The organism is Convivina intestini (assembly GCF_003096575.1).
GTDB lineage: Bacteria > Bacillota > Bacilli > Lactobacillales > Lactobacillaceae > Convivina > Convivina intestini.
Map to the genome: position 1 here is coordinate 201,321 of NZ_QEKT01000001.1, position 21,066 is coordinate 222,386.

The 21,066-nt window shown below is 42.2% G+C and carries 20 protein-coding genes and 1 pseudogene; 4 read left to right on the forward strand and 17 right to left on the reverse strand.

Annotated elements, in window-relative coordinates:
* The first annotated feature begins 63 nt into the window (after positions 1-63).
* Positions 64-939: a LysR family transcriptional regulator gene (locus C7384_RS00985; protein ID WP_089937549.1), complete on the forward strand. Its 876-nt coding sequence runs from the start codon at positions 64-66 to the stop codon at positions 937-939.
* A gap of 37 nt (positions 940-976) precedes the next feature.
* Here the strand turns inward: C7384_RS00985 and C7384_RS00990 are convergent, their stop codons facing one another.
* From C7384_RS00990 to pdxS, 4 genes and pseudogenes are all read right to left on the reverse strand, one after another.
* Positions 977-1,621 carry an HAD family hydrolase gene (locus C7384_RS00990; protein WP_089937550.1) on the reverse strand — a complete coding sequence of 215 codons (645 nt, stop codon included), beginning with the start codon at positions 1,619-1,621 and terminating at the stop codon, positions 977-979.
* A 25-nt stretch (positions 1,622-1,646) separates the two neighbouring features.
* Positions 1,647-2,364: pseudogene (locus C7384_RS08345) on the reverse strand (DUF554 domain-containing protein).
* Positions 2,365-2,387: 23 nt separating this feature from the next.
* The gene (gene pdxT / locus C7384_RS01000; protein WP_089937552.1) at positions 2,388-2,954 is read right to left on the reverse strand and encodes a pyridoxal 5'-phosphate synthase glutaminase subunit PdxT; all 567 of its coding nucleotides are present in this window, start codon (positions 2,952-2,954) and stop codon (positions 2,388-2,390) included.
* A 7-nt stretch (positions 2,955-2,961) separates the two neighbouring features.
* A complete protein-coding gene (gene pdxS, locus C7384_RS01005) occupies positions 2,962-3,849 on the reverse strand; it encodes a pyridoxal 5'-phosphate synthase lyase subunit PdxS (RefSeq protein WP_089937554.1) in 888 nt (295 codons plus the stop codon).
* 260 nt (positions 3,850-4,109) lie between these two features.
* On the opposite strand from pdxS, the gene C7384_RS01010 reads away from it, so the two are divergent.
* Both C7384_RS01010 and C7384_RS01015 read left to right on the forward strand, forming a co-directional pair.
* Positions 4,110-4,976, forward strand: a complete 867-nt coding sequence (locus C7384_RS01010; RefSeq protein WP_089937556.1) for an ABC transporter ATP-binding protein — start codon at positions 4,110-4,112, stop codon at positions 4,974-4,976.
* Positions 4,976-5,848 carry an ABC transporter permease gene (locus tag C7384_RS01015; protein ID WP_089937557.1) on the forward strand — a complete coding sequence of 291 codons (873 nt, stop codon included), beginning with the start codon at positions 4,976-4,978 and terminating at the stop codon, positions 5,846-5,848. Before C7384_RS01010 ends, C7384_RS01015 begins: the two co-directional genes overlap by 1 nt.
* A 14-nt stretch (positions 5,849-5,862) precedes the next feature.
* On the opposite strand, the gene C7384_RS01020 is transcribed toward C7384_RS01015, so the two are convergent.
* Entirely contained in the window at positions 5,863-6,357 is a 495-nt protein-coding gene (locus C7384_RS01020) for a PASTA domain-containing protein (RefSeq protein ID WP_089937560.1), read from the reverse strand.
* Between the two features lie 126 nt (positions 6,358-6,483).
* Here C7384_RS01020 and C7384_RS01025 point away from each other — a divergent pair, with 126 nt between their 5' ends.
* Entirely contained in the window at positions 6,484-6,921 is a 438-nt protein-coding gene (locus C7384_RS01025) for a hypothetical protein (protein WP_089937562.1), read from the forward strand.
* Positions 6,922-6,993: 72 nt separating this feature from the next.
* Here C7384_RS01025 and hpt read toward each other — a convergent pair whose 3' ends face one another.
* The 12 genes from hpt to purS all read right to left on the reverse strand — a co-directional run bounded on the left by hpt (position 6,994) and on the right by purS (position 21,064).
* Positions 6,994-7,554 (reverse strand): hypoxanthine phosphoribosyltransferase, encoded by a 561-nt coding sequence (hpt, locus tag C7384_RS01030; RefSeq protein WP_089937564.1) that lies wholly within the window; start codon positions 7,552-7,554, stop codon positions 6,994-6,996.
* Positions 7,551-8,846 carry an adenylosuccinate lyase gene (gene purB, locus C7384_RS01035; protein WP_089937566.1) on the reverse strand — a complete coding sequence of 432 codons (1,296 nt, stop codon included), beginning with the start codon at positions 8,844-8,846 and terminating at the stop codon, positions 7,551-7,553. The genes hpt and purB overlap by 4 nt, the downstream gene beginning before the upstream one ends.
* A 126-nt stretch (positions 8,847-8,972) precedes the next feature.
* Complete coding sequence (locus C7384_RS01040) at positions 8,973-10,190, reverse strand: OFA family MFS transporter (protein ID WP_089937570.1); 1,218 nt, start codon at positions 10,188-10,190, stop codon at positions 8,973-8,975.
* A gap of 46 nt (positions 10,191-10,236) precedes the next feature.
* Positions 10,237-11,901 carry a formate--tetrahydrofolate ligase gene (locus C7384_RS01045; RefSeq protein WP_089937573.1) on the reverse strand — a complete coding sequence of 555 codons (1,665 nt, stop codon included), beginning with the start codon at positions 11,899-11,901 and terminating at the stop codon, positions 10,237-10,239.
* A 17-nt stretch (positions 11,902-11,918) separates the two neighbouring features.
* Positions 11,919-13,166 carry a phosphoribosylamine--glycine ligase gene (gene purD, locus C7384_RS01050; RefSeq protein ID WP_089937575.1) on the reverse strand — a complete coding sequence of 416 codons (1,248 nt, stop codon included), beginning with the start codon at positions 13,164-13,166 and terminating at the stop codon, positions 11,919-11,921.
* A gap of 15 nt (positions 13,167-13,181) precedes the next feature.
* On the reverse strand, positions 13,182-14,708 hold the full coding sequence (gene purH, locus C7384_RS01055) for a bifunctional phosphoribosylaminoimidazolecarboxamide formyltransferase/IMP cyclohydrolase (RefSeq protein ID WP_089937577.1): 1,527 nt from the start codon (positions 14,706-14,708) through the stop codon (positions 13,182-13,184).
* Positions 14,705-15,295 carry a phosphoribosylglycinamide formyltransferase gene (gene purN, locus C7384_RS01060; RefSeq protein WP_089937579.1) on the reverse strand — a complete coding sequence of 197 codons (591 nt, stop codon included), beginning with the start codon at positions 15,293-15,295 and terminating at the stop codon, positions 14,705-14,707. Before purN ends, purH begins: the two co-directional genes overlap by 4 nt.
* The gene (gene purM, locus C7384_RS01065) at positions 15,289-16,326 is read right to left on the reverse strand and encodes a phosphoribosylformylglycinamidine cyclo-ligase (RefSeq protein ID WP_089937581.1); all 1,038 of its coding nucleotides are present in this window, start codon (positions 16,324-16,326) and stop codon (positions 15,289-15,291) included. The genes purN and purM overlap by 7 nt, the downstream gene beginning before the upstream one ends.
* Positions 16,323-17,921 carry an amidophosphoribosyltransferase gene (gene purF / locus C7384_RS01070; protein ID WP_089937583.1) on the reverse strand — a complete coding sequence of 533 codons (1,599 nt, stop codon included), beginning with the start codon at positions 17,919-17,921 and terminating at the stop codon, positions 16,323-16,325. The genes purM and purF overlap by 4 nt, the downstream gene beginning before the upstream one ends.
* On the reverse strand, positions 17,903-20,125 hold the full coding sequence (gene purL, locus C7384_RS01075; protein ID WP_089937585.1) for a phosphoribosylformylglycinamidine synthase subunit PurL: 2,223 nt from the start codon (positions 20,123-20,125) through the stop codon (positions 17,903-17,905). Before purL ends, purF begins: the two co-directional genes overlap by 19 nt.
* Before the next feature lies 1 nt (position 20,126).
* On the reverse strand, positions 20,127-20,801 hold the full coding sequence (gene purQ / locus C7384_RS01080; protein ID WP_089937587.1) for a phosphoribosylformylglycinamidine synthase subunit PurQ: 675 nt from the start codon (positions 20,799-20,801) through the stop codon (positions 20,127-20,129).
* Positions 20,798-21,064 (reverse strand): phosphoribosylformylglycinamidine synthase subunit PurS, encoded by a 267-nt coding sequence (gene purS, locus C7384_RS01085; protein WP_089937589.1) that lies wholly within the window; start codon positions 21,062-21,064, stop codon positions 20,798-20,800. Before purS ends, purQ begins: the two co-directional genes overlap by 4 nt.
* Between the last annotated feature and the right edge of the window lie 2 nt (positions 21,065-21,066).

The following is a 21,066-nucleotide window of genomic DNA, read 5'->3' on the forward strand; positions in this document are numbered from 1 at the left end:
ATCAAGGGTAGTTTGATTAGTAAAATTAATCTTTTTAATAAATACATTAGGAATAATAATCAAATGAACCGTTTTTTTGTTTTTCAAAAAATAATCGAAACTGGTAGCTTTACTAAAGCTGCTAAAGAACTGGGCTATACTCAATCAGCCATTAGCCAAACTGTTGCTAATTTGGAGAAAGAATTTGATTTAGCCTTATTAAAACGTTCACGTAAAGGTATTAATTTAACCCCAGCTGGACAGAAATTATACCCAGAGTTTCAAAAAATAACCCGACAATATTTTGACATGAAAGAAGTGGCCGACCACCTCAAGGGGCTTGAAACTGGGACTGTACGAATCGGCGCCAGCAATAGTATTTCCCGTTATTGGTTACCAAATTTAATCAAGGGTTTTGAAGACCAATATCCACACGTTCACTTCACCTTATATCAGGGCGATTACGATGAAATTAAAGCTGATATTTTAGCCGGACGGGTGGACTTTGGCTTTTTAAAACAAACTTTAAATGGTGGCTTAAAAACCATCCCACTTAAAAAAGAACGCCTACTGGCCGTAATGGCTGCCAGCCATCCCCTTGCCCAGCAAAAAGTCGTTAGTTTACAAGATTTAACACAGCAGTCACACAATATCATTTTAATTCCGGAGGGTTCTCATAGCGATGTCACCCTGGCCTTTGATCAAATTGGGGTTAATCCTCACATTAAAGACCAAATACAAGATGATTATACGGTCATGGCTATGGTTGAAGCTGGTCTGGGGGTCAGTCTTGTGTCAGAATTAATGGTCGGTAATTCTGATTTTAAAATTGCCCACGCTGCAACGGTTCCTGAAATCGTTCAATCAATTGAAATCGCCTACCTTAACCAGAGCAACCTATCGATTGCCAGTAAAAATTTTATCAACTATGTTGTTGCTCGAAAAGAACAATTACCTTAAAAAGACTAACTACCACAATATGTGATAATTAGTCTTTTTACTTAATTTTAAGTAAGTCAGTAGTTGCTTGAACTAAATAATCAGGGTTTTCGGCTTTCAAACTGGCCGCATCATGCGCACCCCAGGTTACCCCACAGGTATGAATATAGGCGGCCTTGCCCATCTGCAAGTCAAAAATGGCATCCCCAATCATAATTGATTCTGCTGGATTTAGCTGCCATTTATCTAAAACAGCCAAAACACCATCTGGCGCAGGTTTAAAGGCCGTGACCATATCTGATCCTAGAACGTCCTGGAAGTATTCAGCAATTCCGAGACTTTGTAAATTTCTCATTAAGGAATCTGACCGCTTACTAGAAACAACAAAAAGTTGTTTTCCTTCAGCTACTAGCTGCGCTAAGGTCGATTGCATACCATCAAATAAGGTAATATGTTCGTCTTCAAACTCACGATAATATTGTCGAAAAGCATTTAACAGTGCCTCAAACTCAGTATCGGTAAAACGATGTTCCCCAGCCATCTCTTTAAATGATACTTCAATGGGAATGCCCATATAATAGTTAATTTGGTCGGTGGTTGGTGCAGCTAGGCCAACTTTTTGAAAGGCCGCTTTGGTTGCTAATTGGGCTGCTTCTTCTGAATCAGCCAGTGTACCATCAAAATCGAATAAGTAATTTTCCATTATGAACTCCCAAGATTTGATAATCCTAGTTTAAACCAAAAAAGTGAATGTAAAAAGTCACGACTAGAATGGCAGGTAACATATTAGCAACCTTAATTTTTAAATTCAATAGCATGTTAACACCAATCAAGGTAATAAGCGTTCCACCCACTAGTGAAATACCGACAATCATTGGCGTTGTGAGCAAAGGTTTAATAAAAATAGCTAGTAAAGTAATGCCACCTTCAACAACAAGAATCCCAATGGCCGCAAAGCAACAACCTAAACCGTAAGTGGCAGCAAATAGCAAAATTATAATAAAATCAATCGATGCTTTGGTAAAAAGTAAGGAGGGATAAACCATCTTGCAAAGCGCCCACAATAGCAAAGCCACCGATACAAACTGTCAAACTGGATAAGACAAAACCTTCACTGAACTTGGAAGTGGAACCTCGGCTAAAAATCCCCGATAACCAGTGTCCGAAAGCATTTAAGCCGCGGTCAATGTCAATTAACTCCCCTATTATTGTGCCAAGGGCTAAGGAAACGATGAGGGACATTGCTCCAACGGTTGTGAATTCACCATTTTTAAATATCAGCATTTTGCTAAGGGTGCCGGCTATTCCAATGAAAATAACACCTAACCCCATTGCTTGTAGGACAGTTTCTTGAACTTTTTGGGGTATCAATCTTTGAAAAAAATAGCCAATGATACCAGCCAAGACAATGGCACCGGCATTAACAATAGTCCCTAATCCCATCATTTTAAAATATCTCCCGCAACTAATTAATTCATTTTATTTTCATTAACACATTGCGTAATGAAGAGCTCATGAATACTACTATCTTCTGATAATTCCGGATGAAAAGCCGTTACCATAACATTCTTTTGCCGGGCGGCAATAATTCGATTATCAAAGGTTTTACCCAATATCTCCACCTCAGGACCCACTGTCTCTAAGTACGGCGCGCGAATAAAAATACCCGGAAAAGGATGATCAAGGCCAGTTATTGTAATATTTTCTTCAAAACTATCAATTTGGCGGCCAAAGCCATTCCGTTGAACCTGCCCATCTAACCCGTTTAAGGCATCATCTTGAGTTAATAATACTAAGCCGGCACAGGTGCCCAAGACTGGCATTCCTGCTAGAATTTTATCTTTCAAAACCGAAAGCATACTGGCTTTAGCTAGCAATTTTTTAATGGTCGTGCTTTCTCCACCAGGAATTACGAGACCATCAAGGTCAATTAAATCAGTAACGCCTTTGACCAACTGAACATCGACACCACAATCAGCCAGCATCTGCTCATGCTCACTAACGGCTCCCTGTAATGCTAATACACCTATTTTCATAAATCTCCTAATGTTGGCCACGAGGAGCCATTTTGTCATGTTGGTCTAGACTAAGCGCATCAATGCCTTTCATCGGTTTACCCAAATTCTTAGAAACCTCTGCAATCAATCGATAATCGGTTGGATGGGCCGTTGCCGTGACGATTGCCTTGGCAAATTTAGCTGGATTTTCTGATTTGAAAATTCCTGACCCTACGAAAACACCATCGGCACCCAGATTCATCATCAAGGCTGCATCAGCTGGCGTAGAAACACCACCGGCGGCAAAGTTAACCACTGGTAGCTTTCCCTGTTCATGAATTTCTTGCACCAGATTCAATGGAACCTGTAGTTCACGGGCCATGTCCATTAAGTGTTCTGATTTTGTAGCGACGATTTGACGGATTTGTTGATTAACTTTTTGCATATGACGCACGGCTTCAACGATATCGCCAGTCCCTGGTTCTCCCTTGGTTCGCAACATTGAAGCTCCCTCAGCAATCCGACGTAAGGCTTCTCCTAAATTACGACAACCACAGACAAAGGGCACCTGATATTCGTTTTTATCAATGTGATAAACGTCATCGGCTGGCGTTAAAACTTCACTTTCATCAATGTAATCAACTCCGATACTCTCTAAAATACGAGCTTCAGCAATGTGTCCAATTCGGACTTTAGCCATTACAGGAATACTAACAGCGGCCATAATTTCTTCAATCATCGCTGGATCAGACATCCGGGCGACACCACCAGCAGCACGAATGTCTGATGGCACTCGTTCTAAGGCCATTACGGCGACAGCCCCTGCTGCTTCAGCGATTCTAGCTTGTTCTACATTGGCAACGTCCATGATAACGCCACCTTTTTGCATCTGGGCCATGCCTCGTTTAATTCGTTGTGATCCAGTTTCTCTCATGTATTAATTCATCCTTTCACATTCACATATATTTATCTATTGTAAAGATATAAATGAGAAAAGTAAACGTCTGTAAATAAGTATAAATAGGATTTTATTTAAAATTTAGTGATATTAAAATGACATTTACTCATATAAGGCTCATAATTAATTATTTTCATTACGCTGACCACTTAGTTATTTCTAGATAACCATTTAGTTAATTTTGCTTGAGGAGTTTCTTAAAAATTAATAAGTTAATGACATAAGGGAGAATCAGTATGTTATTAAAAACTATTAATTTAAGCAAAAAATATGGCCAAAAAGTAGCGGTCGATTCAATTAATTTAAGTGTCCCATCTGGCAGTTTTACCGCCCTACTAGGTCCCAACGGTGCTGGTAAATCGACAACCCTAAAAATGTTAATTGGTATCTTAGATCCGACTAGCGGTCAGGTTATTTATAGAGACAATATTAAAGTTGGCGTCGTTTTTCAAAACAGTGTTTTAGATGATGATTTAACTGTTAAAGAAAATCTAAATTTAAGAGCTCAACTGTATAAGAAACCTGCAACAAAATATATACCAGTGCTGGTAAAGAAATTGGGACTAACTAATTTTCTCAACCAAAACTACGGCACCTTATCCGGTGGTCAAAAACGACGTGTCAATATTGCTCGAGCCTTATTAAATCAGCCAGATATTCTATTTTTAGATGAACCGACCACTGGATTAGATATTCAAACCCGATTAGCTATTTGGCAACTGCTCCAACAACTTCAAGAAATCCAAGGCTTAACAATCATCCTAACAACCCATTATTTGGATGAAGCTAATTATGCTGATCAGATTTATATTATTGATCACGGTCAAATGATTGTCCAAGGTTCGGCTGAAGACATTCGGCAACAGTACAGTCATAATCAACTAATTTTATTTACTAATCAGGCTGAAAGGATTGCCCAATCTTTATCAGATGATATATCGGTCAAATTGATTAATCAGAATGAAGTCCAATTTACCACAGAGAGCGCCAGCCAGGCATTAAATATTTTAAATCAATACCAATCTATCATTACTAATTTTGAATATCATCCTGGTTCTCTGGATGACGCTTTTGTTAACTTAACGGGAAAGGATATACGCTAATGTTAGCCATGATTAACAGAAATCTTTTGCTTTACTTCAGAGACCGCAGTGGTGTGATTTTATCCCTAATGGGTGCCTTAATCTCTTTTATTTTATATATTATCTTTTTAAAAAATAATATGGTCGATGGTTGGTCTAAAATTAAAGATGTCAAACAAATGCTAGATATGTGGCTGATTGGCGGGACGCTGTCCATTACAGGTATTACCACTACGTTTGCTGGATTAACCCAAATGGTAAAAGATCGTGAGCAGCAGGTTTACCAAGATATTTTATTAACAGACATTAGCCCCATAAAGATACAATTAAGTTATATTTCTAGCTCCACCTTCATTGGCATAATCATGCAAGGATTGATGTTATTGATTATGGTCGTCTATTTTACACTGACTGATACATTCAATTTTCCCTGGCAAAAGAGCTTTAGTATGGCTGGATTAATAATGTTAAGTTCCCTTTTGGCCAGTTTAATGAATGCTATTTTGGTTAATTTTATTCATAACCAAGCTAATTTAAGCAAAGTCTCCACCTTGATTGGTACCAGTGCCGGTTTCTTAGTTGGCAGTTACATCCCCATCGGCCTCTTACCCGATTTCGCCCAAACAATGATGAAGTTAACACCTGGAACTTACGTTGCCTCCCTCTATCGGCAGGTCCTAATGAATGATACGTTAACCGAAATTTTTAGTAACAACATTAATCAACAAAATAATTTTAGTGCATACATGGGTGTGCAAATCCAGTGGTCAAAATTATTGACTTTTAATCAAACATTGGCGGTAGTGGTCATGATTACTTTAATGAGTTTGCTGATGTTAACTGGTTTAACAATGAAGTTTTCACTGAAAATAAATAAAAGAGTAGCTCGTTGAGTTGAGCTACTCTTTTACTGTTCTTCCTTTTTTTCGATTGATTTTTTCAAATGCAATTTCTCAGTAACATTCGAGGATACCTTAGCAGTCACATCAACAACATGTTGAATATTTGCTTGGTTCTTAGCCTTTTTTAAAGCTTTTTCTTCGGCCAATTTTTCAGCTAGTACTTGGCTAGCTTGAATCGTTTGCTCATCAGCATAATACATTTTAATAAAAGTTTTCGGATCAACATTGGCGCCACCATGAGGCATCATACGTACAACATGATTCGCCAGGACATCTGCATATTTAGCATCAGAGGTTAGCTTTACTAGAGAATACTTAAAATCGTAATCTTGTAAAATTGATTCAGCTTCACTAACTGGTAGGGAGCGAACATCCGGTAATTTTACGTAATGGCTGCGTTTTTCTAGTTCTCGATTTGCGATTTTAGCAGCTTCATCAAGGGCAACTGATGTTAAAGCTCCTTTGCCAATACCCTTCATCAACTTATCAAATGTTCCCATAGTAGTACTCCTTCATTCCTTTTCTTAAATTATACAGGATTGTGGCTAAAAACATGCAAATAAAACATAGCCTATAGTGAAGACAGCAAGTCTTCAAATTGAATGTTTGCATAAAGGAGAATAAATATGCAGAAAAAATATAAGTATCTGATAGTCACAATTGTTAGCATTGTCCTTACGATTTTAAGTCTAGAACTCTTAGCCGAAAATAATCACGAACTCCCCTACTATCAGGATGAGGGCAATCATGTTGTTTTATCTGACAAGGTTAATAAATTGTCATCAGGTAAACAAAAAGATGAAATGTTTAAGCTGGCACGAGAAGCACTGAAAAAGGCGATTAATAACGATTCCAAGATTAAGTGGGAAAACTTGGAAGACAAGAACCTATACATTGAAAAAGTTAACCAAGCGCATCAATACTACTTTGGGTACACTGTACAATCCACATCACCAGCAGTAGTTAGAATTCGCTACAATATGCTCATTGAAATTAATAAAGATGATAGTCGCGCTGAGCAAAAAGATTTACAAGTGTTAGACATGAAGATGGCTCTGGAATAATAGTGGCAGAAAATAGCAAAATATTTGCTATTTTTTTCAATTAAAAAGCCAACCTCAGTCAGCTTTTCAAAATCATATCAAATCAATCTTATCCAAATCCACCACGGCAATTACCGGCAGATTTCTAAAGGAATTATTATAATCCATGCCGTACCCGACTAAGAACTCATCGGGGACCTCTAGACCGGCATAATCAACTTCAAAGTCGACCACCCGGGCGGCTTTTTTATCGGCCAAAGCGACCGTAGTCACACTGGCAGCGCCCTTCAACTCAAAGTAATCGTTCAACCACTGCATGGTCCGACCTGAGTCAATAATTTCATCAACAACGACGACATCGCGACCGGTTAAGTCCATGCTGACATCGTGGACGACTTTAACCTGACCGGTGGAAGAGTCACCGGAATAGCTTTTAACATCAATAAAGTCAAAATCCACATCTAAAGGCATTTTGCGTAATAAATCCGTGGCAAAAATCACGCCACCTTTTAGCACAGCAATGAAAACTGGCCGTTGCTTATGATCGGCAAATTCTTCGGTCAATTCGTTGGCTACCCGTTGCACTTGGGCCTGAATATCAGTTTCAGTTGCTAACACACCTTTAATCGCTGGATGGTTAATTAATGATCTCATGCTAAGCCTACTCTCTTGAAAATTTCATCGACATGGCGCAAATGGTAATGATAATCAAAAGCGTCATCAATTTCTTCCTTGGTTAACTTCGAAGTGATGGTTGGATCAGCATCAACCAAATCTCGGAACATAATTTGCTCATCCCATGACCGAGCTGTCAACGGTTGGACTGTATCATAGGCGGCTTCTCGGGACATCCCCGCATCAATCAAACTCAGCAAGAGTCGTTGTGAATAAATCAAACCATAAGTGCGATTCATGTTTTTGCGCATCGTTTCTGGAAAAACACCCAAATTATTCAAAATACCGGTGTGACGGTTCAACATGTAATCCAAGAGGCTAGTCGCATCGGGCAACATAATTCGTTCAGCCGAAGAATGGGAAATATCTCGCTCGTGCCAGAGGGTCACGTCCTCTAACGCAGTGACGGCATAGCCCCGTAGCACCCGGGCCAAACCAGTAATGTTTTCATCACCAATCGGGTTCCGCTTATGTGGCATAGCCGATGAACCTTTTTGTCCCTTAGCAAAACCTTCTTCAACTTCATGAATTTCTGAACGCTGCAAAGAACGAATTTCAGTCGCTAATTCTTCCATTTGGGTGCCAATTAAGGCAATCGTTTGAATGTAATCAGCATGTAAATCTCGAGGCAAAACTTGAGATCCAATCGGTTGCGCCGTTAGTCCCAATTCTTGCATGGCTACCGCTTCAACTTCTGGTGGCACATTGGCAAAAGTACCCACGGCACCCGATAACTTACCAGTTTCAACTTCAGCCGCAACTCGGTCAAAACGCTCAATTGCCCGAGTTGCAGAAGCGTAGAAACGAGCCATCTTTAACCCAAAGGTTGTTGGCTCAGCGTGCACACCGTGCGTCCGCCCCATCATAACCGTATCTTTGTAGGCCAAGGCTAAACGCTTAATCGCCTCACGCCATTCCTGCAAATCTGCCTTGATGACCTGATTAGCCTGACGCAAACGCAGGGCCTGGGCAGTATCAACTACATCAGTCGAAGTTAGACCATAGTGAATCCATTTGCGTTCTTCACCCAAGGATTCGGAGACATTACGAGTAAAAGCGACCACATCGTGGCGGGTTGATTGCTCAATTTCAGCAATTCGGTCGATGTCAAAACTGGCCTTAGCTCGAATCTGAGCCAAATCTTCAGCCGGAACATGTCCGACAGCTACCCAACCAGCAATTACGGCAATTTCAACGTCAAGCCAGCTCTGATATTGGTTCTCTAAGGACCAAATTTGGCGCAGCTCGGGACGAGAATAACGTTCTAGCATTGTTTACTTCCTTATCTAGTGCTCTCTTCTGTACTATAACCAGTATAACAGCTAAATTATGAATTTTATTCGTTATTTATTACCTAATCTAAAATATATTTAAACAATTAGCGCAAAACACGAACATTAATCCAACAACATTCGTTTTGGCGTTACCACATAACGGCTAATAACCCAAGCTAACAAATACAAAACAGCAATCGCTAAAAAGACATCTTGATAAGGTAATTTCCAACCATGAACAATCAGACTGGCTAATTGATTCCCGGTTAAACCAGCAGCAGCCCAGGCGGTGAGGGCCAGACCATGAATTTTAGAGATTGCCCGCATACCAAAGCGATCAGCCAATAGCGGAGGTAAGGCTGAAAATCCCCCACCGTAACCAGCATTAATTGAAAAGAAAGCGATAACAATCACGATTGGCAGGAAATTATTGTAATTAGGAATCGTAAACGATAGGAGGGAAACCACTAGAGACAAGATGAAAATAATTTGATAGATGCTATTGCGATCCTTTAAATTGTCTGACCAAGTGGCAAAACCAATTCGTCCGGCGGCGTTAAAGAAAGCATCAATACTGATAATGGTGGTCATGGCTGCTAGAGAAAAAACCAACGACCCTGATGAACTTTTAAGTCCCATTAAAATATCTTTTTCCTGAGAAATGATGGCCAAACCAGCTGTGATATTTAAATAAAACATCAACCAAATGCCAATAAAATTTCGATTCTTGAAGAAGGACCAGGGTTTAAAAGCTTGTTTGAGTGGCACTTCCACCCAACCAGCTGGTTTTTGAATTAACCACCAGCCAATTAACATCAAAATAGCAAAGACAAAACCTAAAATCACAAACATTTGCCAGAGGCCAAAAGTTAACTGCAAGCTAACCATAATTGGTGAAAAAATCATCTTAGCTAGCCCAAAACCGGCTACGGCCAGACCAGTACCTAGGCCCTTATTTTCTTTAAACCACAGCATCAAATTTTTCACAGGGGTCAGGTAACCAATCCCTAGGCCAATCCCCATAATCACCCCGTAAAAAAGATAAATACCAATCAGGGATTTTTGCTGAATACTAACCCCAGTGCCAATCATCCCCACCGTAAAGAAAAAAGTGGCTAGTAAGGCCGATTTTTTAATATCTTTTTCGACAAAGTGGCCTAATAAAGCCGCTGATAAACCTAAAAACAAAATTGCCAAGGAGAAGGCCCATTCAACATTGGCCACTGAAGCACTAATTTGACTAGCAATCGCCTGTTTGAAAACACTCCAGGCATAAACAGTGCCAATACAACCATGAATTAATAAGGCAGGTAAAGCAGCGCGAATCCAACGATTTTCCATGTGAGTTACTCTCCTAGTCTGGTTGGTCTAGCAGTATTTGCACTAATTAAAATAGTCCAGTGATGCGACCGTTTTCGTCAATATCAATATCTAAAGCAGCCGGATGTTTTGGTAGACCGGGCATGGTTAGAACCGAACCGGTCAATGCTACAAGAAAACCAGCCCCTAATTTTGGAATAAATTCACGAATATGAATGGTGAAATCTTCTGGTCGAGCTAGTTGCTTAGCATCGTCAGACAAAGAATACTGCGTTTTAGCCATGATAATTGGCAACTTATCCCAACCTCGTTGCTGGAATTCAGCGAGCTGGCGCTGGGCTTGTGCGGATAATTCAAAACCAGCACCGCCATAAATTGTTTGCACAATGGCATTGAGTTTGTCTTCCACTGAGTCTTGCTCTTGGTAAAGTGGCGTAAAGTTACTTTCTTTTGCGGTAGCATCAATTACGGCTTGGGCTAATTCTTGAGCACCAGCCCCACCTTGTCCCCAAACGTTAGCGACATAGGCCTGAGCGCCATGTTCTTGTACATAGTCTTGGATTAACTGCATTTCAGCTGGTGTATCGGCCGTAAATTGATTAATAGCAACAAGTACTGGGACACCATAGCGTTGCATGGCGGCTAAATGTTGGCCCAAATTTTCTAGCCCAGCTGCTAAGGCGGTTAAATTTTCCTCGTTTAAGTTAGCTAAAGCGACCCCGCCGTGATGTTTGAGGGCCCGAACGGTGGCGACAATCACAATTGTATCAGGCGTTTTACCCAATAGAGGCACTTTGACATCGAGAAACTTTTCACCACCCAAGTCAGCACCAAAACCAGCCTCGGTCACGGCATAATCAGCTAGTTGGAGAGCCGTTTTAGTGGCTAAAATTGAATTGGTTCCTTGGGCGATATTGGCAAAAGGTCCGCCGTGAATAATCGCCGGTGTGTGGGCTAACGTTTGCACTAGATTAGGCTTAATCGCATCTTTGAGTAGGACGGTTAAGGCGCCGGCTACTCCTAAATCATCAACGGTTACGGGTTCTTCATCATAGGTATAAGCCACCACAATTTTTTTAATCCGGGCTTTTAAGTCCATTAAGCTAGTCGAAAGTGTCAAAATCGCCATTAGTTCGGAAGCCACCGTGATGTCAAAGCCATCAGTGCGAGGGACTCCTGACTTAGGGCCACCCATACCAATCACCGTATTGCGCAAGGCCCGGTCATTAATATCGAGGACTCGTTTCCAAATAATTCGTCGCGGATCAATGTTGAGCGGATTCCCCTGTTGCAAACTATTATCCAGCAGGGCTGCCAAAGTATCATGAGCCGAAGTTAGAGCATGAAAATCTCCCGTAAAATGTAGATTAATATCGGCCATGGGTACGACTTGAGCCTGACCACCACCGGTAGCACCACCCTTTAACCCCATAACGGGTCCTAAGGAAGGCTCTCGTAAGGCAATCATCGTTTTTTTACCGGCCATGGCCAAAGCATCAGCTAAACCAACTGTTACCGTGGACTTCCCTTCTCCAGCGGGCGTAGGGTTAATTGAGGTCACTAAGATTAATTTACCTAAATCCTGGGAACGCTTAACCTGCGGATCCAAATTAATTTTAGCTTTATCGTAACCATATGGTGCCAATTCATGTTCTTTAATTCCAGCAGCTTGAGCAATTTTTTGAATCGGCCAAACTTCTGCTGCTTGTGCAATTTCAATGTCTGTTTGCATAATTTCCCCTTTTTATGTCAAAGATGATTTAGGTCAGCTTGATAGCCAATGTCATGGCGATAGTCTAACGCTGTGTCGATTACACTTAGTTTACGATAAACCTCTGCTTGTGCCAAACTAGTTGTTTGCGCATGAGCAACAACCGTAGCAATCCGACCACCAGCCGCTCGCCCATCTTTAACACCGGCATAATTAATTGTTAAAGGAGCTACTTGCACTACTGTTGGTACTAGGGCACCAGTCTGGGGAGCATTAGGATAACCCGGTGCAACTAAGACCACGCCCAAATAGATGGCTTTTTGTTGCCAGTCGGACTGCCCTACTTTGCCATCAAGCAGATCCATAATAAGCGTATAAAAATCACCCTGATACTGGGGTAACACAACTTGGGCTTCAGGATCACCAAAACGCACGTTGTATTCAATGACCTTGGGGCCAGTTGTAGTCCACATCACCCCAGTGTACAAGACACCAACAAAGGGCGTATTTTCACTTTGCATAGCCGCCAAAATGGGCGTGACTAGTTGATCAATGGCCATTTGCTTTTGAGCAGGACTGACCCAGGTTAATGGACTATAAGCGCCCATCCCCCCAGTATTTGGACCTAAATCATGATCGAAACGACGTTTGTGGTCTTGGGCTAAAGGGGTATGAACCACCTTTCCGTCTTTACCAACCAGAGAAAAAATGGAAAATTCTACGCCCTTTAAAAATTCTTCGATAACCAAGGTAGCCTGCGGGTCTTTTGTAAAAATATCTTTGAGATAATCCTGATACTGTTGCTCATTGGCAAAAATACTGACGCCTTTACCTAAAGCAAGACCGTCTAATTTAGCTACTAAGGGGAAACCAAATTTAGCTGGGAGAGCTGTAGCTGCGTCTAATGAATGGACCGTTTTTGACCGAGCAGTGGGAATATTGTATTTAGTTAATAAGTCTTTAGCAAAAGATTTGGAACCTTCCAGCTGGGAAGCGGCTTGGCTAGGACCAAAAACAGCTAAGCCAGCCTGCTCAAATTCATCCACAATTCCCAGCGTCAGAGGAGCTTCACTGCCGACAAAGGTCAAATCAATTTGTTGATCTAAAGCCAATTGCCGAAGGGCTATCAAATCTGTAACCGGAATGGGTACTATTTTTAAATCAGTATCCGTCATGCCATCGTTGCCAGGAGCAACGATCACTTGGTCAACCTGTGGACTCTTTAGAAAAGTTTGGGCTAAAGCGTGTTCCCGTGCTCCTGAACCAACTATCAGTACTTTTTTCATATTTTCCCCGTTGTCTTAGTGCTTAAAGTGGCGATTACCAGTAAAGACCAGGGCCACACCGAGTTCATTGGCTTTATCAATTGAATCTTGGTCCTTAATTGATCCACCCGGCTCAACAATTGCCTGAATCCCGTGTTGGGCAGCATATTCGACTGAATCAGCCATTGGGAAGAAGGCATCCGAAGCCAAAACGGCATTTTCAAAGCCAGCTTTAGCTTGAGCCTTATTAATAGCGTAGACAACTGAGTCAATTCGATTCGGCTGACCGGCGCCAATGCCTAATGTTTGCCCATTTTGAGCAACCAAAATTGCATTTGACTTAACATGTTTTACGGCTTTTTGGGCAAAAAGCATGCTGGCTAACTGCTCTGAAGTCGGTTGAACCTTGGAAACGACCTGCCAATTTTCCGATAATTCAGCGACCAAATCACGTTCTTGAACCAAGACACCACCTAAGACCGAGGTTACCTCCAGTTCTTGTGGAATTTGATTGGTAAATGGCAACGTTAGCAGACGCAAATTTTTCTTAGCAGCCAAGATTTCATAAGCTTCCGGGGTAAAACTGGGTGCAATAATGATTTCTAGAAAAATACTATGCATTTTCGCCGCTGTTTGCGCATCAACTTCACGATTTAAAGCGACAATCCCACCAAAAATGGAGACATCATCGGCGGCAAAGGCCTTATCCCAAGCCTCTTCAATGGTTTGGCCCTGACCAATTCCAGCTGGATTCATATGTTTTACGGTCACGACGGTTGTTTCGGGATATTCGGCAATAATACGCAAGGCTGCATCCGCATCGCGAATATTATTATAGGAAAGCTGTTTACCATGCAAAATATCAGCCTGTAGGATTGAATAGTTTTCTGGTAGAGCATCCGTATAAGCGGCCGCTTGCTGCTGGGCATTTTCGCCATAACGAAGGTCCCCAAACTTATCATATGGCAAGGTTAGGCTAGCGGGGAACTCACTATCCGTCAAATAATTGGCAATCAAAGCATCATAGGCAGCCGTATGTTGGAAAACCTTGGCCGCTAATTGTTGCCGAAAATTTTGGTCTACTGTTCCCTGACTAATTTTTTCAATAACAATCTCATAGTCTTTGGGGTCAATAATTGGCAATACGGCTGTAAAATTCTTAGCCGCAGAACGTAACATAGAAGGACCACCAATATCAATATTTTCAATCGCCTGTTCTTGAGTCACGGCCGGTTTTTGAATCATTTCTTTAAAAGGGTACAAATTCACAACCACTAAATCGATTGGTTTAATGTCAAATTCGGCTAATTTTTCCATATGTTCTGGTAAATCGCGTCGAGCTAAAATACCAGCATGAACACGGGGATGCAAGGTCTTAACCCGCCCATCTAACATCTCAGGGAAATTGGTTACTTCATCAATTGGTATAACTGGAATTTTAGCTTCGGCTAAAGTGCGATAGGTCCCACCCGTCGAAACTAATTCATAGCCTAACTCAACTAACTTTTGCGCAAAAGGTACCAAACCACTTTTATCAGAAACACTTAATAATGCTCGACTCATTTTGTAAACACTCCTTTTTCTAATAATGCTGCTAAGACTTGTGGGTATAACTGATGCTCAACTTGATGAATTCGATTTTCCAAATCACTCAGTTGGTCGTCGGGATGACGAATCACTGTTTGCTGGGCGATAATTTGCCCTGTATCAACCCCATCGTCAACAAAATGGACGGTCACTCCGGTTTGACTAACACCGGCTTGATAGGCATCTAAAATACTTTGCCGACCAGGAAAAGCTGGTAAGAGGGCGGGATGGAGATTGATGATTTTACCAGCATAGGCATGAACCATTGTAGGAGATAAAATCCGCATATAACCGGCTAATAAAATTCCTTGAACCTGATCATGAGCTAACTGGTCTAAAATCGCTGCTTCAGCCGCCCTTTTACTGGAATATTGTCGATAATCTACCAGTCGCGCTGGTAAGTTCCACTTAGCAGCAATTGCCAAGGCCCCGGCTTGGCGTTGATCGACAATAACTCGCACAATTTGTGCCGGTAAATCTCTTTGAATAATGGCTGTTTGTAAAGCGTCTAAATTAGTGCCCTGCCCTGAGGCAAAGACCGCCAGACGAACTTTATTTACCATGGCGCCACCCCACTCCAGGTTACGCGTTCATGTTTTTTAGGAACCATTTCGCCAATGACATAAGCTGTTTGTTGTGATTCTGTTAGATTATGCAGCACCTCCTCCACCTGCTGTTTTTTAACAATTAATACCATGCCCAAACCATTATTAAAGGTTAAAAGCATATCTTGCAGGCTCAATTCTCCAGCACTTTGTACGGTATGAAAGATGGTTGGAATAGGCCAAGTACCCCAATTAAGTTGGGCAGTTAAATTATCCCCATAAGCTCGAGGTAGGTTTTCCACTAGACCCCCACCGGTAATGTGAGCAATCCCGGTCACTAAGTGCTGATTAATTAACGGCCAAACCGCGCTACTATAAAGGGCGGTGGGTTTTAGTAATGATTCTTGTAATGCCGGTGCTAGGTTTTGAAAATCGGCTTCAGTTTTCAGTTTTAAGACTGAACGTACTAAAGAATAACCATTGGAATGCAGGCCAGTTGAGGGCAAACCAATTAAAACATCCCCTGCCCTGACATTTTGAGCTTGGAGTAACTCTTGTTCTTCAGCTACCCCGACTGCAAAAGCAGCTAAATCATAATGATGCGGGGCATATAAACCGGGCAGCTCAGCACTTTCACCACCAATCAAAGCCATCCCCGTTGCCTTGGCTGCTTGGGCGATTCCGGTCACAATTTCAGCTACCACTGCTGGTCGCATTTTATCAAGTGCTAGGTAATCCAACATAAAGGCCGGTTTTGCTCCTTGAGCTAAGATATCGTTAGCCACCATGGCAACCAAATCTTGACCAATCGTGTCATGCTTATGAGCGGCAATGGCCAAGAGTAATTTAGTACCAACTCCGTCAGCACCCGCAACTAGGACTGGATTCCGGTAATCAGAACCCAGTGAAAACATAGCGCCAAAGCCACCGAGTCCATTTAAAACGTTAGGCGTAAAGGTATCTTCTACCGCAGCTTGCATTAATTGAACCGCAGTTTGACCGGCTTGAATATCAACTCCCGCTGCCTGATAGGCGTTTTCTTGCGTCAACTTTGGGCCTCCTTTAATTTGTTACTCATAGTTTTGTGATTGGAAAACATTAATGCTTCGTTTTTCAGCGAGATTACCTGTGAGGGCTGGTAGGTTTGACTTGGTTCTGGTGCAAAATCAACCTTCCCTTCAGCCAATGCTTGTGCTAATTCCGGCTGATAATCATACATGGGACTGGGATAGTGGCCGTCAAAATAGGCCGTCGTGAGGCCACTCCCGTTGCCAGTAAAGGGTAAATCAATCGCTTTAATCAAGGCCTCTACCGACAAAAAGCCCAATGAGTCCGCACCAATTTTGTGACACATTTGCTCTAAGGAGTAATTAGCCCCGAGCAATTCCGCCGTAGTTTGCATATCAATCCCGTAAAAGGCCGGAAATTTTAAAATTGGACTAGCAATTCGCACATGGACTTCTTTAGCCCCAGCTGCCTTTAACATGCGCACAATATACATGGAGGTGGTTCCACGAACAATCGAATCATCAACTAAAACAATTTTCTTACCGGCCACAACTTCCCTGACTGCACTAAGCTTCATTCTTACTGCTCGTTCCCGTTTATCCTGCGTTGGTTCAATAAAAGTACGGGCAATATATTGATTTTTGACTAGACCCATTTCATTGGGCAATCCGGCAGCTTGCGCATACCCGGCCGCTGCTAATAAGCTTGAATTAGGCACGCCAACGACCATATCAGCCCTCGGTACTGGCTGTTCCTGAGCTAAGGCCTGGCCCATTTTTTTACGGGCCTGGTAAACACTCACACCATATATTTTTGAATCAGGTCGGGCAAAATAGATATATTCCATGGAGTCGATATTTAGGGTTGTTTTATCGGTAAAATGGTCAATCAACAGACCATCGTTATTAATCGTAATCAACTCACCTGGTTGAACATCTCGAATAAATTTGGCACCCACAACATCTAAAGCCGCAGTTTCAGAAGTAACTACGTAAGCCCCTGTGGGCATTTGACCAATCACAAAGGGTCGAAAACCGTGTGGATCTAAAGCTGCATACAGCCCATGGGAGGTCATTAAAATATAGGCAAAACCACCTCGTAATTGATTAAGAGAGGCTTTTAATTTATCCGTAAAATTGGTCTGGAGGGCACTTTTTAACAAATGCAAAAGGATTTCTGAATCAGAGGAAGTATTAAAGCTTGTCCCTTGCGCCTCTAAAGCAGCTCGAAGCGATAAAGCATTGGTTAAATTACCGTTATGCGCTAATGCGACCGGCATTTGATCATCCCCCACGGTTATCATAAAGGGCTGAATGTTTTCTAAGCCATGTGAACCAGCCGTGGCATAACGAACATGGCCAATCGCACTAGTCCCCTGCAAAGCTGCCATTCGTTGGGGGTCACTAAAGACATCACTGAGCAGACCTAAACCGCGTTCACGTTTAAATTGACCAGCTTGGTTCACAACAATGCCAGCGCCTTCCTGACCACGATGTTGTAAAGCGTGCAATCCATAATAAGTTTGTTGGGCAGCATCAGCTTGCTGCCAAATACCGAAAATACCACATTCTTCATTTAGGCCGTGAAGGCCTTCGGCACTGTAACCACTGGTTTTTCCTAGTCCTTTAGTTGCCATGTGATACTCTCCTGATAAATTTTTTGCAGCTCGGCTCGTGATAGATGTACGGTTTCTTCGCTAGTTACAAGCGCTAAATCATCACCATCCACTACCGTTCCAAGGTACTGGGCTTGCTTACCGGCTAAGGCCTCAAAGTCTGACTGGCATCGGGCTGGTACGGTCACAAGAAAACGCCCAGCTGTTTCAGAAAACAAATATTTCGTTGGTGACTGCGTTTGGATTTTAAAGCCTAAATGACCGGTAAAACTAGCTTCTAACAGAGCAACTGCCAATCCCCCCTCAGCTAAATCATGGGCACTGGCAAGATAGCCAGCTTGATTAGCCTGCATAACTAATTTCTGAACGGCCAATTCGTCTTCTGCATTAAAGTCAAACAATTGGCCTTCAATTTTACCGGTCTGCATTTTTTGAATTTCAGCCCCGTTAAAGCTGTCTTTGGTTGTCCCAATGAGATAAATTCGATCACCTGAATTTTTAAAACCGATTGTCAAAGCCTGCGCTACATCTGCCAATAAGCCCACCATACCAATCATCGGGGTCGGATAGATTGGTTGCCCGTCGGTTTCGTTATAAAGAGAAACATTGCCAGAAATAACCGGTGTGTTCAAGCGTTTAGCCATACTATTAATACCTGCTACCGCTTGTTCCAGTTCGTAATAGACTTCTGGATTATCAGGTGAACCAAAGTTTAAACAGTCGGTAATGCCAATTGGTAAAGCGCCGGTTGCTACAATGTTTCGAGCTGCTTCGGCTACGGCCATTTGGCCGCCTTTTTTCGGATCTAAATAGAGATAACGACCATTGACGTCAGTTGTCATGGCGAGGGCTTTTTTAGTACCCCGAATTCTAACCAAACTAGCATCGCCACCAGGCTTAATCACTGTGTCCGCCCGTACCATCGAATCAAAATGACGGAAAAGTGAGGCTTTAGAAGCAATGGTAGCTTGACCGATTAGTTTTTTAATCGTGGACTTTAAATCACTCACATCAGGTTGATACTGATTTTTAGTTAAATATTCCAAACGTTTTGGCTTTTGTGCCGTTAACTTTGGTTCGAGTGGATGGGTCAAGAAGCGCAGGGGTAAATCAGCTACAACCTTGTCTTGGAAATTCAAAACATAACGGCCATTATCAGTGACAGTACCAATCACTTGGGCATCAAGATTATTTTGGCGGAATAGTTCTAAAATTTTGTCTTCTTGGCCGGCTTTCACAACTAAAAGCATTCTTTCTTGCGATTCTGAAAGCATCAATTCGTAGGGAATCATCCCGGCTTCTCGCTGAGGAACCAAATCCAAATTTAATTCAATACCCATGCCAGCTTTATCGGCCATTTCAGCACTAGACGATAATAAACCGGCCGCTCCCATATCTTGAATGCCAACAATGATATCGGCATAGTCACGAATAGCCGTTAAAGTTGTATCCATGACTAATTTTTCTAAGAAAGGGTCGCCAACTTGGACAGCCGCTCGGTCAGCTTTTTCCTGACTGGAAAATTCAGCCGAAGCAAAGGAGGCCCCATTCATACCATCGCGACCAGTCTTGGCCCCAACATAAATAATGGCATTTCCCACACCTTTAGCTTGACCAACCTGCATCGTAGCTTGGTCCATCAAACCCACGGCCATAACATTTACCAAGGGATTACCAGCATAAACATCATCAAAGGCAATTTCTCCGCCAACGGTGGGAATGCCAATTGCATTGCCATAGCCCGCAATGCCGGCCACAATCCCATCAACCAAATGTTTGGTATGGGCATTATCTAGTTCACCAAACCACAAAGAATCTAAGACGGCAATCGGCTGTGCTCCCATGGAAAAAATATCACGCAAAATCCCACCAACACCGGTTGCTGCTCCTTCATAGGGTTCCACAAAACTAGGATGATTATGACTTTCAGCCTTAAAAACGACGGCCTGATGATCTCCAATGTCTAAAATACCAGCCCCTTCACCTGGGCCTTGTAGCACGCGCTCATTTTGTGACCAAAATTTACGTAGCACGGCCTTTGATTTTTTATAGGAAACGTGTTCTGACCACATTCCTGAAAAAATACCAGTCTCAGTGAAATTTGGTAGGCGGTCTAGTTCAGTCACAATTAATTGATATTCTTTCTCGGTTAATCCCCACTCTAGGTATAATTTTGAATCATGAATTTGCTGCGGCGTTAGCTCTTTCAACCCACTGGTCGTCATCTTATTTCCTTCCTACTGCCATACTCAAAGTCTGTAAAATGCTTTTGAAAAACGGCTGGCCAGCCGTATTCCCGGTAATGGCATCCACCGCCCGCTCTGGGTGGGGCATCATACCAAAAACATTACCAGCTAAATTGGTTATTCCAGCAATGTCAGCCACCGAACCATTAGGATTGTCGGCGTAGCGGAAAATAATTTGATGATTGGCTTCCATTTGGGCTAACGTTGCTGAATCAACATAGTAATTCCCCTCTCCGTGAGCGATTGGTATTTTAATTCGTGAATCGTTATAGGCATTGGTATAGGCCGTCTCGGGATTATCAATTAATAAATCAACCTCATCGCAGATAAAACCAGGTTGGGCATTACCAAACAACTGGCCTGGTAACAGACCGGCTTCAGTCAAAATCTGGAAGCCATTACAAATACCGACCACAATCTTGCCGTCTGCAGCGGCTTGGCTAACAGCCGCCATAACTGGCGCAAAACGAGCAATCGCACCACTTCTTAAATAATCCCCATAAGAAAAACCACCGGGCAAGAAGATTGCGTCATAGTTTGACAGGTCGGTGGTTTGAGCAGAAACCACCGTAGGTTCAAAGTTCAAATCGGCTAAGGCATGAAATAAATCTAAATCGCAATTGGATCCTGGAAAAGTAATCACAGCTGCCTTCATGACTGCACCTCATCATCATTTGAAACAAGTTCAAAGCGGTAGGTTTCGGTATTTTGATTGATTAGCAAGGCGTCCGTAAAGTCGGCTACCTCATTTTTGGCGGCGGCTACATTGGGCGCCGCCAAGTTAACTTCAAAGTATTTACCCTGCGTGACACTAGTGATACCCTGATAATTCATTCGTTGTAAAGCGGCCTGTATCACTTCTCCTTGGGGATCAACGATGGATGGTTTGTAAGTCACATAAATTTTTGCCGTGTACATAA

Excerpts from the sequence above, each read along its gene's own strand:
- purQ (WP_089937587.1), bottom strand. The coding sequence starts at position 20,801 with ATGAAGGCAGCTGTGATTACTTTTCCAGGATCCAATTGCGATTTAGAT.
- C7384_RS01040 (WP_089937570.1), bottom strand. The coding sequence starts at position 10,190 with ATGGAAAATCGTTGGATTCGCGCTGCTTTACCTGCCTTATTAATTCAT.
- purB (WP_089937566.1), bottom strand. The coding sequence starts at position 8,846 with ATGCTAGAACGTTATTCTCGTCCCGAGCTGCGCCAAATTTGGTCCTTA.
- C7384_RS00990 (WP_089937550.1), bottom strand. The coding sequence starts at position 1,621 with ATGGAAAATTACTTATTCGATTTTGATGGTACACTGGCTGATTCAGAA.
- C7384_RS01015 (WP_089937557.1), top strand. The coding sequence starts at position 4,976 with ATGTTAGCCATGATTAACAGAAATCTTTTGCTTTACTTCAGAGACCGC.
- C7384_RS01045 (WP_089937573.1), bottom strand. The coding sequence starts at position 11,901 with ATGCAAACAGACATTGAAATTGCACAAGCAGCAGAAGTTTGGCCGATT.
- hpt (WP_089937564.1), bottom strand. The coding sequence starts at position 7,554 with ATGAGATCATTAATTAACCATCCAGCGATTAAAGGTGTGTTAGCAACT.
- purH (WP_089937577.1), bottom strand. The coding sequence starts at position 14,708 with ATGAGTCGAGCATTATTAAGTGTTTCTGATAAAAGTGGTTTGGTACCT.
- pdxT (WP_089937552.1), bottom strand. The coding sequence starts at position 2,954 with ATGAAAATAGGTGTATTAGCATTACAGGGAGCCGTTAGTGAGCATGAG.
- C7384_RS01010 (WP_089937556.1), top strand. The coding sequence starts at position 4,110 with ATGTTATTAAAAACTATTAATTTAAGCAAAAAATATGGCCAAAAAGTA.
- pdxS (WP_089937554.1), bottom strand. The coding sequence starts at position 3,849 with ATGAGAGAAACTGGATCACAACGAATTAAACGAGGCATGGCCCAGATG.
- purD (WP_089937575.1), bottom strand. The coding sequence starts at position 13,166 with ATGAAAAAAGTACTGATAGTTGGTTCAGGAGCACGGGAACACGCTTTA.
- C7384_RS01025 (WP_089937562.1), top strand. The coding sequence starts at position 6,484 with ATGCAGAAAAAATATAAGTATCTGATAGTCACAATTGTTAGCATTGTC.
- C7384_RS01020 (WP_089937560.1), bottom strand. The coding sequence starts at position 6,357 with ATGGGAACATTTGATAAGTTGATGAAGGGTATTGGCAAAGGAGCTTTA.
- purF (WP_089937583.1), bottom strand. The coding sequence starts at position 17,921 with ATGGCAACTAAAGGACTAGGAAAAACCAGTGGTTACAGTGCCGAAGGC.
- purS (WP_089937589.1), bottom strand. The coding sequence starts at position 21,064 with ATGTACACGGCAAAAATTTATGTGACTTACAAACCATCCATCGTTGAT.
- purL (WP_089937585.1), bottom strand. The coding sequence starts at position 20,125 with ATGACGACCAGTGGGTTGAAAGAGCTAACGCCGCAGCAAATTCATGAT.
- C7384_RS00985 (WP_089937549.1), top strand. The coding sequence starts at position 64 with ATGAACCGTTTTTTTGTTTTTCAAAAAATAATCGAAACTGGTAGCTTT.
- purN (WP_089937579.1), bottom strand. The coding sequence starts at position 15,295 with ATGGTAAATAAAGTTCGTCTGGCGGTCTTTGCCTCAGGGCAGGGCACT.